13 protein-coding genes are annotated in these 14,059 nt (G+C 75.5%); 4 read left to right on the plus strand and 9 right to left on the minus strand.

The genetic code is table 11. The features are described 5' to 3' along the window. Positions 1-255: 255 nt before the first annotated feature. From NH342_RS09845 to NH342_RS09885, 9 genes are all read right to left on the minus strand, one after another. On the minus strand, positions 256-1,755 hold the full coding sequence (locus NH342_RS09845; protein ID WP_253014249.1) for a class I adenylate-forming enzyme family protein: 1,500 nt from the start codon (positions 1,753-1,755) through the stop codon (positions 256-258). Continuing rightward, positions 1,752-2,729 (minus strand): LLM class F420-dependent oxidoreductase, encoded by a 978-nt coding sequence (locus NH342_RS09850; RefSeq protein WP_253014251.1) that lies wholly within the window; start codon positions 2,727-2,729, stop codon positions 1,752-1,754. The genes NH342_RS09845 and NH342_RS09850 overlap by 4 nt, the downstream gene beginning before the upstream one ends. Next, positions 2,726-3,136 (minus strand): nuclear transport factor 2 family protein, encoded by a 411-nt coding sequence (locus tag NH342_RS09855; RefSeq protein ID WP_253014253.1) that lies wholly within the window; start codon positions 3,134-3,136, stop codon positions 2,726-2,728. The genes NH342_RS09850 and NH342_RS09855 overlap by 4 nt, the downstream gene beginning before the upstream one ends. Beyond that, complete coding sequence (locus NH342_RS09860) at positions 3,133-4,869, minus strand: class I adenylate-forming enzyme family protein (RefSeq protein WP_253014255.1); 1,737 nt, start codon at positions 4,867-4,869, stop codon at positions 3,133-3,135. The genes NH342_RS09855 and NH342_RS09860 overlap by 4 nt, the downstream gene beginning before the upstream one ends. Before the next feature lie 64 nt (positions 4,870-4,933). Continuing rightward, a complete protein-coding gene (locus NH342_RS09865) occupies positions 4,934-6,229 on the minus strand; it encodes an ABC transporter substrate-binding protein (RefSeq protein ID WP_253014257.1) in 1,296 nt (431 codons plus the stop codon). Further along, positions 6,226-7,392, minus strand: a complete 1,167-nt coding sequence (locus NH342_RS09870; protein ID WP_253014259.1) for a branched-chain amino acid ABC transporter permease — start codon at positions 7,390-7,392, stop codon at positions 6,226-6,228. The genes NH342_RS09865 and NH342_RS09870 overlap by 4 nt, the downstream gene beginning before the upstream one ends. Continuing rightward, positions 7,389-8,285, minus strand: coding sequence for a branched-chain amino acid ABC transporter permease (locus NH342_RS09875; protein WP_253014262.1), 897 nt, complete (start codon positions 8,283-8,285; stop codon positions 7,389-7,391). The genes NH342_RS09870 and NH342_RS09875 overlap by 4 nt, the downstream gene beginning before the upstream one ends. Before the next feature lie 13 nt (positions 8,286-8,298). Beyond that, positions 8,299-9,006: an ABC transporter ATP-binding protein gene (locus tag NH342_RS09880; protein WP_253014264.1), complete on the minus strand. Its 708-nt coding sequence runs from the start codon at positions 9,004-9,006 to the stop codon at positions 8,299-8,301. Then, positions 9,003-9,788 (minus strand): ABC transporter ATP-binding protein, encoded by a 786-nt coding sequence (locus NH342_RS09885; protein WP_253014266.1) that lies wholly within the window; start codon positions 9,786-9,788, stop codon positions 9,003-9,005. Before NH342_RS09885 ends, NH342_RS09880 begins: the two co-directional genes overlap by 4 nt. Before the next feature lie 215 nt (positions 9,789-10,003). Here NH342_RS09885 and NH342_RS09890 point away from each other — a divergent pair, with 215 nt between their 5' ends. Genes NH342_RS09890 through NH342_RS09905 form a run of 4 tightly spaced genes read left to right on the plus strand, consistent with a single transcriptional unit; the run spans position 10,004 to position 14,041 of the window. Continuing rightward, the gene (locus NH342_RS09890; RefSeq protein WP_253014268.1) at positions 10,004-10,573 is read left to right on the plus strand and encodes a nuclear transport factor 2 family protein; all 570 of its coding nucleotides are present in this window, start codon (positions 10,004-10,006) and stop codon (positions 10,571-10,573) included. Next, the gene (locus NH342_RS09895; RefSeq protein WP_253014270.1) at positions 10,570-11,340 is read left to right on the plus strand and encodes an SDR family oxidoreductase; all 771 of its coding nucleotides are present in this window, start codon (positions 10,570-10,572) and stop codon (positions 11,338-11,340) included. Before NH342_RS09890 ends, NH342_RS09895 begins: the two co-directional genes overlap by 4 nt. Further along, positions 11,337-12,407, plus strand: a complete 1,071-nt coding sequence (locus tag NH342_RS09900) for a hypothetical protein (RefSeq protein ID WP_253014272.1) — start codon at positions 11,337-11,339, stop codon at positions 12,405-12,407. The genes NH342_RS09895 and NH342_RS09900 overlap by 4 nt, the downstream gene beginning before the upstream one ends. Further along, positions 12,404-14,041, plus strand: coding sequence for an AMP-binding protein (locus tag NH342_RS09905; protein ID WP_253014274.1), 1,638 nt, complete (start codon positions 12,404-12,406; stop codon positions 14,039-14,041). Before NH342_RS09900 ends, NH342_RS09905 begins: the two co-directional genes overlap by 4 nt. Positions 14,042-14,059: the final 18 nt, after the last annotated feature.

Below are 14,059 nucleotides of genomic sequence, written 5' to 3' on the forward strand. Positions count from 1 at the left end.
GGGCGGGGCCGACCCGCTCGGACCGGACGCGCACGGGTCGGGAGCTCACCACCCGAGGGTGCTGGCCGGGACCCGCGGCGCCGGGGTCCGACACGCGCCCCCGCGCACCGCGCCGCCCCTGCGCCCCCACGCGGCCCACCCGCACACGCCCACCCGCACCCGCACCTGAGCGCACCCGCGGGGAAGGTGCGCCAGCACACGGCCCACCCACCCGTGACGCCCGCACCCGGGCCCACCTGCGCGGGAGGGGCGCGGTCAGGTGAAGCGGCGGCGGAGCTCGTCCTTGCGCACCTTGAGGCTCGCCGTCCGGGGCAGGGTGTCCACGAACTCCACCCGGGCGGGCAGCTTGTAGGACGCCAGCCGGCCACGGCCGAACTCGCGCACCCCGGCCGGGTCCAGGCCCGCCCCCGGCCGCGGCACCACCACCGCGGTGACCGCCTCGCCCCACCGCGCGTCGGGCACGCCGAGCACGGTGACCTCCGCGATGCCCGGGTGCTGGGCCAGCACCCGCTCCACCTCGGCGGGGTAGACGTTCATCCCGCCGCTGACCACCATGTCCTTGGCCCGGTCGGTGACGTAGACGTAGCCCGCCGCGTCGACCCGGCCGACGTCGCCGGTGCGCAGCCACCCGTCGCGCAGCACCTCGGCGGTGAGGTCGGGGCGGTCCAGGTAGCCGACGGTCATCGTCTCCGAGGCCACCTCCAGCTCACCGGTCGCCCCTGCCGGCAGCGGGGCACCGTCGGGGCCGACGGCGCGCACCGAGGCGATGGTCGCCGGACGCCCGGCCGAGGACAGCACGTCCTCGGCCGCGCAGCCGGGCAGCCAGTCGCCGGGCACGGTGGCGGTCACCGGGGCGCCCGTCTCGGTCATGCCGTAGGTCTCCACGAACCGGCCGCCGACGACCGCGACCAGCGCGGCCGCGTGCTCGCGCGGCAGCACCGACGCCGAGTGCAGCACGGTCGCCAGCGTGCCCAGCACCTCCGGCCGGGCCCGCAGCGCCTCGACCAGGTCGGACACCAGCGGGCTGGGCGCGTAGGTGAACGTGGAGCCCTCGACGGCCATCCGGTGCACCCACGCGTCCGCGGGCAGCCCGGCCATGAACGACACCACCGACCCCAGCGCCAGGTGCGGCAGCACGACGCCCCAGATGCCGGCGGCGAAGGCCAGCGTGCCGGTGAACGCGCACGAGCCGTAGGGCCGCAGCCCGTCGTGGGCGGGCATGTGCGCCAGGATCCGGTGCACGCCCTCCTGCGTGTGCACCACACCCTTCGGCGTCCCGGTGGTGCCGCTCGTGGACCCCACCAGCGCGGCCGCGGCCGGGTCGACGACGAGGTCGGGCGGGGTGTCGGCGACCGCGTCGCCGGCGTCCAGGTCCACCACCGGCAGGCCGGGCCGGGCGCCGAGCGCGGCGTCGACGAGGTCGGCCCGGCCGGCGGTGTGCAGCACGACGTCGGCCCGCGCGGTGTCCAGGACGGCGGCCACCTCGGGGGCGGCCCAGCGGTCGTTGACGTGCAGCGCGGTGGCCCCGCACAGGCCCGCGGCCAGGTAGCCCTCGATGCCCGCGGCGCTGTCCTGCACCACCAGCGCGACCCGTGACCCGGGCCCGACGCCCTGCTCGGCCAGCTGGTGCGCCAGGCCCGCGGCCCGGCGGGCGACCTGCCGGTGCGTGCGCTCCCCGCCGGCCCAGCGGACCGCGGGGTGGTCGCCCGCGCGCAGCATCCGGGTGACCACGGGGTGGGCCCAGGTGCGGGTCATCCCAGCCCCCGCACCGCGTGCAGCGTGCCGGCACCCGCCGGGTCGGCGTCGGTGCTGGCCGGCACCAGGACGACGGTGCCCACCCCTGCGGCGGCGTAGGCGGCCAGCGCAGCCCGGGCGTCCTCCGGCGTCCCGACCACGCCGACGGAGGCGACCATCGCGTCGGGCACCGCGGCCAGCAGCTCCGCCGGTGCCGCCCCGCCGCGGGCGCGCGCGACGACGTCGCCGTACCCGGCGCGGTCGAAGGCCTCCGTGTAGCCGGGCGCGGCCAGGTAGGGCACCAGTCCGCGGCGCAGCTGGTCGACCGCGCCGGCGGGCGGGCCGTCCGGGCCGACCGCGGCGGGGCTCCACACCGCGACCTCGGGCACCGGCCGGTCCAGCTCGGCGGCGATCTCCCCGCAGCGGGTGACCAGCCGGGCGGCGAGGTCGGGGCCGACCAGGTTGAGCACCAGCTGGTCGGCGTGCAGCACGGCCGCGCGCAGCGCGCGGTCGCCGAAGGCGGCGACCACCAGCCGACCGCCGGGCGGGGCCAGCCGCAGCCGGTAGCCGCTGGTGGACACCACCTCCCCGGCCAGCTCGCCGCGACCACCGGCCAGCAGGGTGCGCAGCACCTGCGCGGACTCGGCCAGGGCGGTGGCCGAGCCGCGGCGGGACCGGCCGTGCCACCGCTCGACGACGACGGTGCTGGAGGTGCCCAGCGCGACCGACACCCGCCGGCCTGTCAGGTCGGCCACCGACGCGGCGCCGACCGCGACCATGGCGGGGTCGCGGACGGTGACCGCCAGCGGCCCGACCACCAGCTCGGCGGGGCCGGGTCCCAGCGCGGTGGCGAGGGCGAAGGCGTCGTAGGTGGCCATCTCCCCCACCCAGATGCACGGGTAGCCGGCCTGCTCGGCGGCCGCCGCGGTGGCCCGCACCTCGGCCGCTGGCCGGTCCTGCCACAGGCCGAGGGAGACCTCCAGCCGCACGGTCACTCCGCGAAGTCCTGGGTCATCCCCATGCCGGCGAGCAGGGTGGCGCGGTCGTAGTACTCCAGCCACTCGGTGACGCCCTCGGGCCCGATGGCCAGCACCCCGACCACGGGCACCTCGCCGTGCACGCCGCCGCGGTCGAAGACGTCCCGGCGCTCCACGAAGACCCGCCCCTCGACCACGCCCATCGCGCGCACCTGCAGCTCGAGGTGGGTGAGGTCCTCGGCGAGCACGGCCAGCCGCTCGGCGATCGCGGCCCGGCCGACCAGCGGGGTGCTCATCACGCTGTGCAGCACGCCGTCGGGGGCGAACAGGCCGACCACCGCCGCCCAGTCCTGCCGGTCCCAGGCCGCCACCATGTCCCGGACGACGGCCAGCTTCTCGTCGTCGGTCACGAGGCCGTCGGTCACGGGGCCACCTGCTCGGCACGCAGCTCGCGCTTGAGCACCTTGCCCACCGGGTTGCGCGGCAGCTCGGTGCGCAGCTCCAGCTTCTCCGGCAGCTTGTAGGAGGCGATGCGCTGCTCGCGCAGGAAGTCCACCAGCTCCTCCAGGGTCAGGGTCGCGCCGGCGCGGGGGACGACGACGGCGGCCACCCGCTCCCCCAGCACGTCGTCCGGGTAGCCCACGACCGCCACGTCGGCGACCGCGGGGTGCGCCCCGATGAGGCCCTCGAGCTCGGCCGGGGCGATGTTCATGCCGCCGCGGATGACCAGGTCCTTGGCCCGGTCGACGTAGCGGAGGAACTCCTGCCGCTCACCGGCGATCTCGAAGACGTCGCCGGTGCGCAGCGCCCCGGTCTCGTCGAAGGGCGAGGGCCGCCGGTCGCCGTCCAGGTAGCCGGCGAACACGGTCGGCCCGGACAGCCGCAGCTCCCCCGGCGTCCCCGGTCCGGTCACCTCCTCGCCGGTGGCCGGGTCGACCAGCCGGACGCCGACCCAGTCGGCCACCCGGGTGGTCCAGGTGGTGCCGGGGGCACCGAAGCGGGGGAAGTAGCGGGCGCGCTGCTCGGGGTCGGGGACGTCGTGCGGGTCCGACAGCAGCGCGACGCCCTCGTTGGAGCCGAAGAAGTTGATGATCGCGATGCCGCGGTCGGCCCAGCCCCGGACCATCGTCGGCGACAGCGGGGTGGAGCCCGAGCCGATCCGGGTCAGCGTGGACAGGTCCACCCGCTCCAGCAGCGCCTCGTCCTGCAGCAGCACGGTCAACAGGGCGGGCGGCGCGACGGTGTAGGTCACGCCCTCGGTGGCGATCTGGCCGAGGAAGACCGGGACGTCGAAGGGCTGGTGCTGCACCAGCACGGCGCCGGTGCGCAGCCAGGGCAGGAACATGCCGTTGATGCCGGCCATGTTGATCATCGGGAACGGGTTGAGCAGCACGTCGTCGGCGGTCATCCGCGGCGCGTCGACCGTGGCCCAGCAGATGGCCAGCCAGTCGTAGGCGCAGCGGGGCACGCCCTTGGGCCGGCTCTCGGTGCCGGAGGTCCAGCAGACGGTGAGGCAGGCATTGGGGTCGGCCGGGTGCGCGGCGACGTGGGCGGCGACGGCGGCCCGGTCGGCGTCCGAGGCCGGGCCGGTGGGCACCGCCTCGACCCGGTCGGGCAGCTCGGCGGGGTCGGCGTCGGCCGTGGCGGCGGGGTCACCGAGGGCGACCAGGTGGGCCAGGCCGGGCAGCGCGTCGGCGTAGCCGGCGAGCTCGGCGGCCGGGGACCGGTCGCCCAGGCGGGCGCAGCTGACGAACACCCGGAACCGGGCCTGCTCGGCCAGGTCGCGCACCTCGTGCTCGCGGTACTGCACCGGCAGCGGGCTGACCGCGACGCCGATCCGCCACGCGGCGAGGTAGACCTCGACCAGCTCGACGGAGTTGGGCAGCTGCACGCCGAGCAGGTCACCGGGGCCCAGGCCGAGGTCGAGGAACCGGGCGGCGAGCGCGGTCACCTCGTCGTCCAGCTCGCCCCAGGTGAGCCGCCGCGGCGGGCCGCCGGTCAGGGCCGCCTTGTTCGCCGGGTCCACCAGCGCCAGCCGGTCGGGCCGGGCAGCGACCTGGGCGTCGAGCAGGCCCTGCACCGTCTCGTCGGTCCACCAGCCGCGGGCGCGGAAGTCGGCGACCCGGTCGGCGGGGTGCAGGGCCAGCAGGTCGGTCATCGGGTCCCTCCGGGGAGGTCGGGGCGCCGGGTGGCCGGGACGCACCCGGCCACCCGGCGTCGGGTCACTGGTAGCGCGAGGAGATGTCGATGACGTCGCCCGCGGACTCGAACTCCGCGGCTGCGGCGTTCCAGGTGTAGGGCTCGAAGGCGAGGATCCCGAAGGACTGCGTCGGGCTCATCTGGTAGCTGATGCCGTCGATGAACATGGGCGGCGCGTAGTCCTGGGTGCGGGCTGCCTGCATGATCGACAGCCGGCTCAATCCGTCCGCGGAGTCCGCGGCCTGGGTGAACACGTCGACCATGAGGTCGGCGATCACCCAGCCGTTGACCGTGTAGCTGTTGGTCGGGTCGTCGGCGCCGTTGGCCTGCGCCTGGTCCAGGTACTCCTGCACGTCCGGGTCCTCGGCGAAGGCCGGGTTGGCCGGGTCCTTGAGCCAGCGCAGGATCTGCTGACCGTCGGCCGCCTCGCCCGCCGGGGCGTAGAGGGTCGCGCCGTCGGCGCAGTTGGAGGGCTGGATGACCGTCTCCGGTGCCCACCCGACCCGCCCGATGGCGTTGGTCAGCGCCAGGCAGTCGGTGGTGACGCCGGCGTCGACGAGGACCTGCGCTCCGGTGGCCTTCAGCGTGCTGGCCGCGGTGTTCGGGTCGGTCAGCGGGGCCTCGCCGACCAGCTCGAAGTCGGTGCCGTCGAAGGCCTCGCGGTAGGCGTCGGCGATGCCCTGGCCGGACTCGCTCTGGTTGACCGCCATGGCGACGGTGGCGCCGTCGGGGTACTGCTGGGTCAGGTTCTCCACCACCACCTGGGCCTCCACCTCGGCCGAGGGCAGGTACTCCGTCGTCCACGGGTACTGCTCGACGTCACGGTAGGCCGGGACGCTGGCCTGGGCGAACAGCAGCGGCACGCAGGCGTCGGTCTGGTCGTCGGCCATGGCCGACAGCTGCCCGGAGCCGAAGGTGTCCAGCACGTCGACGCCCTCGCTCTGGATGAGCTCCCCGACGTTGGCCTTGGCCCGCTCGGGGTTGAAGGCGTCGTCGCGGGTGACGACCTCCAGCTGCACGCCGCCGATGCCGCCCGCGTCGTTGGCCACCGCGAAGCGCGCCTCCATGCCGGCGATGACGTTGCCGACGGCGTCGGCCAGCGGGCCCGACAGCGGGGCGGACCAGCCGACCTTCAACGTGTCGGTGATCTCGGCGGTGGCGGCGTCGGGGTCGGCGCAGTCGTCGGCGGAGACCACCGACGCGGCGTCGGCGGTGTCGCCGTCCGCCCCGCTGTCGTCGGAGGCGCCGGTGTTGGTGCCGCAGGCACCCAGCAGCAGCGCGGCGAGGGCGGCGGTGGCGACCCTGGTCGTCCTTCTCATCGTGGCTGGTCCTCATCGGTCGAGGGGGGCGGTCCGGGCTGCTGCCCGTCCGGTTCGGGGGGCCCGCCGGGGTCGCGGGCGGTGCTGGCAAGCGCGGGGTGGTCGGCGTCGACCACGGTCACCACGCGGCGCAGCGCGATCTGCGCGCGGCCGACGACGCCCTCGGGCATCAGGAAGACCAGTGCGATGAGCAGGACGCCGAAGGCGATGCCCGACACCGGGCCGGGCGCGACCAGCGAGGTCAGGTAGGGCAGGAAGACCACGGCGACGGCGCCCACCACCGGGCCGAGCAGGGTGGCCGCGCCGCCCAGCACCAGCCCGGTGACCAGCTCGATGGACTTCAGCAGCGTGAACGACCCGTCGGGGGCCAGTGCCCCGACGTACATGGCGAACAGCGCGCCGGCCAGGCCGGTGATCGCCGCGGACAGGCCGAAGGTGAGGATCTTGACCCGGGCCACGTGCACGCCCTGCGCCGCGGCGGCCAGTTCGTGGTCGCGGACGGCCCGCATGGCCAGCCCGGCCCGGCTGCGGGTCAGGTTGCGCACCACCAGCAGGACGACGACCAGCGCGATCGCCGAGACCCAGAACAGCCAGACGCCGCGCTGGGCCCGGCTGATCCCGGTCCACTCCGGCGGGGTGAGCAGCCGGGCGCGGATGACCAGCCCCGCGGCGCCGCCGGTGAGGTCGTCGAAGCGCCGCACGATCTCGGGGAACGCGACGCCGACGGCGAGGGTGACCAGCGCCAGGTACAGGCCGTGGATGCGCAGGGACGGCAGCCCGACCAGCAGGCCCGCGACGAAGCAGAACCCGATGGCCACCGGCACGGTGAGCATCGCGTCGAAGCCGTACTGCACCACCAGCACACCGGTCGTGTAGGCACCGAGGCCGAAGAAGGCGGAGTGCCCGATGGAGAGCAGGCCGGTGTAGCCGGTGACCAGGTTGAGCCCGGCGATGGCGATGGCGAGCACGAACACGTTGGTCAGCTGGCCCATCCGGAACAGCGGCCAGGTGGAGGCCCACACCAGCAGGGCGACCACCAGCAGCACGCCGGCCACCTGCAGGCCGCGGTGGGCCAGCGAGCCGCGGACCAGCACCCGGCCCGGTGCGACCGGGCGCCCGCGCGGGGCCGGGGTGGTGGTGGGACGGTCGGCCACGGCGGTCACACGCGCTCCAGACGTCGGCTGCCGAACAGCCCGGTGGGCCGGACCAGCAGGATGAGGACGATGACCACGAGGACCGTGGTCTGCTGCATGGCCCCGCCCAGCGCCGGCACGTAGCCGGTGACCAGGGCCTCCAGGACGCCGATGACCAGCCCGCCGACGATGGCGCCGCCCAGGCTGTCCAGGCCGCCGAACAGCGCGGCGGCCGAGGCGGCGATGAAGACGGTGAACATCGTGGTGAGGCTCAGCTGCTGGGGGGCCAGGGGCGTCACCAGCACGCCCGCCAGCCCGCCGATCGCCCCGGACAGCCCCCAGCCCAGGGCCAGCACCCGGCTGGTGGGCACCCCGGCCAGGGCAGCGGACTCGGGGTTGTCGGCCACGGCCCGCATGTGCAGGCCCACCCGGGTGCGCCGGAACAGCAGCGAGACCAGGCCCACGAGGACCACGAGCACGACCCACACGCCCAGCGCGTCGCCGTAGAGCCGCGCCCCGCCGAGGGGCACGTAGTCGTCCAGGCCGTTGGGGAAGGGGCTGGGCATCACCTTGGTCTCGGTGCCGAACAGCAGCGCGTCCAGCGCGTTCAGCCCGGTGAACAACCCCAGCGCCACGATGAGGACGGCGGTGTCGTTCTTGCGCTGCACCGGCCGGACCAGCAGCCGCTCGATGCCGGCGCCGAGCACGAAGCCCAGCGCGATCGAGGCCAGCACGGCCAGCCACACCGGGGAGCCCAGGGTGGTCAGCCACCACGCCACGAAGGTGGTGAACAGGGCCAGCTCGCCCTGCGCGAAGTTGATCGTGCCGCTGCCCCGGAACACCACCACCAGGGCCAGGGCCAGCAGCGCGTACACCGAGCCGTTCGTCAGCCCGGAGACCAGTCTCTCCAGCAGGAGGTCCATGTCGGCGGTCCCCTCAGAAACCCAGGTAGGCGCGCCGGACGGCGTCGTCGCGGCGGAAGTCCTCGGCGGTGCCGGTCGCGGCGACCTCGCCGACCTCGAGCAGGTGCACCCGGTGCGCCAGGTCCAGCGCCAGCTCGGCGTTCTGCTCCACGACCAGCAGCGCGGTGCCCTGCTCGGCGTTGATCGCGCCGAGGGTGGCGAACAGGCCCTGCACGACGATCGGCGCCAGGCCCAGGCTGGGTTCGTCGCACAGCAGCAGCTGCGGCCGGCTCATCAGCGCGCGGGCGACGGCGAGCATCTGCTGCTCCCCGCCCGACAGCAGCCCGGCGGCCTGCCCGGACCGCTCGCGCAGCACCGGGAAGGTGCCGAACCAGCGCTCGACGTCCTCGGCGATGCCCTTGCGGTCCGTGCGGGTGGCCGCGCCGACGTGCAGGTTGTCCAGCACCGAGAGGGTGGCCAGGGTGCCGCGGCCCTGGGGCACCAGGCTCATCCCGGCCGCGACGACCCGGTCGGGCCGGGTGCCGACCTCGGCGCCGCCCAGCCGGACCTCGCCGCGGCGGGGCAGCATGCCGGCCAGCGCCTTCATCGTGGTGGTCTTGCCGGCGCCGTTGGCGCCCAGCACGACGGCGACCTCGCCCTCCTCGACGGTGAGGTCGATGCCGTGCAGCACGTCGGCGGCGCCGTAGCCGGCCCGCAGCCCGCGCACCTCCAGCAGGCTCACGCCGCCCGCCCCAGGTAGGCCGCGACCACCGCGGGGTCGCGGCGGACCTCGTCGGGGCTGCCGGTGGCGATCCGGCGGCCGAAGTCCATGGCCACGACCCGGTCGGAGATGCCCATGACCAGACCCATGTGGTGCTCGACGAGCAGCGCGGCGAAGCCGAACCGGTCGCGCAGCGCGACCAGCAGCCCGCCGAGCTCGTCGACCTCGGCGTGGGTGAGCCCGCCGGCGGGCTCGTCGAGCAGCAGCAGCGTCGGCTCGGCCATCAGCGCCCGGGCCAGCTCCACCCGTTTGCGGGTGCCGAAGGGCAGCCCGGCGGCCGGCAGCAGGGCCACGTCGAGCAGCTCGAGCTGCTCCACCAGCTCCCACGCCCGGGCCCGCAGCCGGGTGGTGCGACGGGTGGCGCCGGGCCAGGCGAGCAGGCCGGGCACGATGCCGGTGCCCGGCTGCGCGGCGGCGCCGGTGAGCACGTTGTCCAGCACGGTCATCGACCCGAACAGGGCCAGGTTCTGGAAGGTCCGGGCGATGCCCAGGCCGGCGATGCGGTGCGCGGGGACGGCGAGCAGGTCGCGGCCGGCGAACCGGATCGACCCCTCGGCCGGTTCGTAGATCCGGGTGATGCAGTTGAACAGCGTGGTCTTGCCCGCGCCGTTGGGGCCGATGAGCCCGCAGATCTCGCCGGGGCGGACGTCGAAGGACAGGTCGCGCAGCGCGGTCACGCCGCCGAACCGCACCGCCACGCCGCGCACCTCCAGCAGCGGGTCGTGCTGCTCGCCTCCGGGCACGGGGCCCCTCCTCGCTCGTCCGGCCGGACCGATCCCTGCAGTTCCGGTGTGATGGCGATTACTACAGCAGACAGAGCGACCGGTCAACGAAGTCGACGGTTGTCTGCCGCAAGGACTGCCGTGGACGCCGTCCCAGGTGGTTCTTGACCCCGGCGTGTGCAGTGGACCACTCTGTCAGCTGTAGTGCTCTGCGCTCGTCGACCCCAGGGAGAACCGTGACCGACCGCCCCGACCCGACCGCAGCGACCCTGGCCCGGCTGGTCGCCAAGCAGGAGGTCGCGGACCTGCTGGCCCGCTACCTACGGGCCATCGACCGGGGCGACGTCGAGGGCCTGCGGGCCTGCTACCTGCCGGGCGCCACCGAGGACCACGGCGGGGTGTTCACCGGCGACGCGCAGGCCTACGTCGACTCCGTCGCCGCCACCCTCGCCCACCCGCGGGCGGTCGGCACGCACGCGCTGACCAACGTGCTGGTCGAGGTCGACGAGGACGCCACCACCGCGGTGGCCGAGTCCTACGTGCTGGCCTTCGCCCGGGTGCGGACCCCCGACGGGCCGGTCGCGGACTCCCTGACCGCGGCGCGGATGGTCGACCGGGTGCGCTGCACGGACGGCCGCTGGGGCATCGAGCACCGCACGCTGCGCTTCGACTGGAACCACGACATGCCCCGCACCGAGGGCTGGCTGTACGGCCTGCTGGCCGGGGACCCGTCGGTGCTGCGCCGCAGCGGCCGCTTCCCCGACGACCCGGTCTACGCCGCCGCCCCCGCGGGGAGCGCCGCGTGAGCGGGACGTCGATCCAGGGCGCCACGGTGCTGGTCACCGGGGCCAACCGCGGCATCGGCCTGGCCTTCGTGCAGGAGGCGCTGGCCGGCGGCGCGGCGCGGGTGCACGCCGGCGTCCGCGCGCCCGCGGGCACCGTGCCCGAGAGCCCGGTGCCCGGCGACGACCGGGTGGTGCCGGTGCGGCTGGACGTCACCGACCCCGACCAGGTCGCCGCCGCGGCCGGCGCCTGCGGCGACACCACCGTCGTGGTCAACAACGCCGGCCTGCACACCGGCACCCGGCTGGTCCGCTGCACCGACCCCGCCGACGCCCGCGCCGAGATGGAGGTCAACTACTTCGGCGTGCTGCACATGACCCGCGCCTTCGCCGACGTCATCGCCGGCAACGGCGGCGGCGCGTTCGTCAACGTGCTGTCGGTCGCCGGCATGGTGCCCGCCCCGTTCATGGGCGGCTACTCCCCCGCCAAGGCCGCCGCGCTGTGGCTGTCCACCATCGCCCGCGCCGAGCTCGCCCGCGACGGCATCGGCGTCACCGCGCTCGTCGTCGGGTCGGTGGACACCCGGATGGCCGCCCACGTCGACGGCCGCAAGGAGGACCCCCGCGACATCGCCCGCGCCGGCTACAAGGCACTGCGCCGCGGCGACCACGTGGCCGACACCGACTGGATGGCCGTGGACGCCCGCGCCCGGATGGCCCGCGACCCCGCCGGCTACGAGCGGTCGCTGGCCAAGCTGCTGGACGTCGCCGAGCTGCGGACCAGCCGGTGAGGCCGGTCCGGGTCGCGCAGTGGGCCACCGGCGCGATCGGCAAGACCTGCCTGCGCGGGGTCATCGACCGCCCCGACCTCGAGCTGGTCGGGCTCCACGTCTACTCCGACCGCAAGGCCGGCCGGGACGCCGGGGACATCGCGCGCCGCGGGCACACCGGCGTCACCGCCACCCGCAGCGTCGACGAGCTGCTGGCCACCGGCCCCGACGTCGTGCTGCACACCCCGCGGCTGCAGGTGCCCTACGAGACCCACGACGCCGACATCTGCCGGCTGCTGCGCGCCGGCGTCGACGTGGTGACCACCGCAGGGCACCACTTCCCCCGTGCGCACGGCCCCGAGCGGGAGGCGATGTTCCTCGACGCCTGCCACGCCGGCGGGTCGACGCTCTACGGCGTCGGCATCAGCCCGGGCGTCGTCGGCGAGCGGCTGGCGCTGGCCCTGACCGGTGTCTCGGTCGACCTGGACGCCGTCGAGATCGACGAGGTGCTCGACGCCCGCCGGATGCCTGACCCCGACTTCGTCTTCCGGGTCATGGGCATGGGTGGCCCGGTCGAGGCGCTCGACACCGGCGGCGAGCTACCGGTGCTCTACGGGAAGCTCTACCGCGAGACGCTGCTGTTCATGGCCGAGCGGATGGGCCTGGTGGTCGAGGACGTGGTCCCCGACCACCGCGTCGTCCCGGCCAGCCGCGACCTGCAGGTCGCCGCCGGGGAGATCGAGGCCGGCACGGTGGGGTCCACCGAGTGGCGCTGGCACGCCGTCGTCGGCGGCCGCCGCGTGCTCAGCCTGTCGATCATCTGGACGATGGAGCCCGACCTGCCCGACTACGCCGGGCGGGACGAGTGGACCGTGCGGGTGCACGGCCGCCCCGGGGTGGTCATGACGCTGAACCTGGTCGAGCCCGAGGACCCCACCAGCCGCACCACTGCCGCGCAGTTCGTCACCGCCGGCCCCGTGCTGCGCGCCGTCGTCCCCGTGCACGAGGCGCCGCCGGGGATCTTCGAGCCCCCCGTCTTCGGCCCCTACCGACCCGCACCCGCACCCGCCCTGCAGGAGACGCCATGACCGTGCAGACCCCAGCCGTACCCTGGACCCCGCCGCCGGTGCCGGTCCCGGACGCCTACCGCGACCCCGACTACGCCCTGCTGCCCGACGGGCGCCGGGCCGAGCGGCTGGCCGACATGCTGCGCGCCCGCGCCGCGGCCACCCCCGACGTGGACGCCGTGCTCGAGGTGGGGCGCACCACCAGCTGGGCGGAGCTGGACCGCACCGCCAACCGGGTCGCGCAGGCGCTGGCCCGCGACGGCGTGCGGGCCGGGGACCGGGTGGCCTACGTGGGCGCCAACGCGCCGTCCTTCCTGGCCGTGCTGTTCGGCGCGGCCAAGCTCGGCGCCGTGCCGGCCCCGCTCAACGCACTGCTCGCCGCGCCCGAGCTCTCGGTGGTGCTGGGCGACGCCCGGCCCGCGGTGCTGGTGGTCGGCGCGGGCAGCGGGGCCGCGGCCGCCGCCGCGACCGGGTCCACCCGCGTGGTCGCGGTCGACGAGGGCGTGCCGGGCGCGGTGCACTGGGACACCTGGCTGGACGGCGTCGAGGACACCGACCCCGGCGTGGTCGTCGACCCGGGCGACACGGCGGTGCTGTTCTTCAGCTCCGGCACCACCGGCCGGCCCAAGGGCATCGAGCTCACCGGCGCCAACCTCGGCCAGGCGCTGGCCGCGTCGTCCTACCTGCTCGACCTCGACGTGCACGGCGTGGCCATGGCACCCATCCCGTTCTTCCACGTCGCCGGCATCGGCCTGGCGCTGGCCGCGGTGCTCGGCGGCACCGCGCTGCTGCTGGAGGCCCCCACCGACCTGGCCGGCGTCGCGGAGCTGTGGCAGCGGCGCAAGGTCACCCACGCCGTCGCCGTCCCCACGGTGCTGCAGATGCTGCTGCAGCTGCCCGCGGTGCGGGAGGCCGACTGGTCCACGCTGCAGTACGTCATCTACGGCGCCTCGCCGATCCCGGTGCCGGTGCTCACCGACGCCGCCGAGGTCTTCGGCTGCCGGTTCCTGCAGAGCTACGGGCTCACCGAGTCCACCGGCGGGATCACCATGCTCATGCCCGAGGACCACCGGCCCGACCCGGCCGACCCGGTCGCGGTGGCCCGGCTGCGGTCGGTGGGCCGGCCGATGCCCGGGGTGCCGGTGCGCGTGGTCGACCCGGTGACCCTGGAGGACCTGCCGCCCGGGCAGCGCGGCGAGGTGCTCATCGGCGGCGGGCACGTCATGAAGGGCTACTGGGAGCGGCCCGAGGACACCGCCGCGGCGGTGCTGCCCGGCGGCTGGCTGCGCACCGGGGACGGCGGCTCCTTCGACGAGGGCGGCTACCTGTTCCTGCACGACCGGCTCAAGGACATGATCATCACCGGTGGGGAGAACGTGTTCCCGGCCGAGGTGGAGAGCGTGCTGACCGGGCACCCGGGCGTGGTGGAGGTCGCCGTGGTCGGGGTGCCCTCGCAGCGGTGGGGCGAGTCGCCGCACGCCGTCGTCGTGCCCCGCGACCCGGCGACGTTCGACCCCGACCAGCTGCTGACCTGGGCGCGGGAGCGGCTGGCGCACTACAAGTGCCCGGTCGGGGTCACCGTGGTCGGGACCCTGCCGCGCAACGCCTCGGGCAAGCTGCTCAAGCGCCAGCTGCGCGCCGACCTCGCGGGCTGATCCGCGGCCCGGCCCCCG

The sequence above is a fragment of the Klenkia sp. PcliD-1-E genome (assembly GCF_024124375.1).
Classification (GTDB): Bacteria; Actinomycetota; Actinomycetes; order Mycobacteriales; family Geodermatophilaceae; genus Klenkia.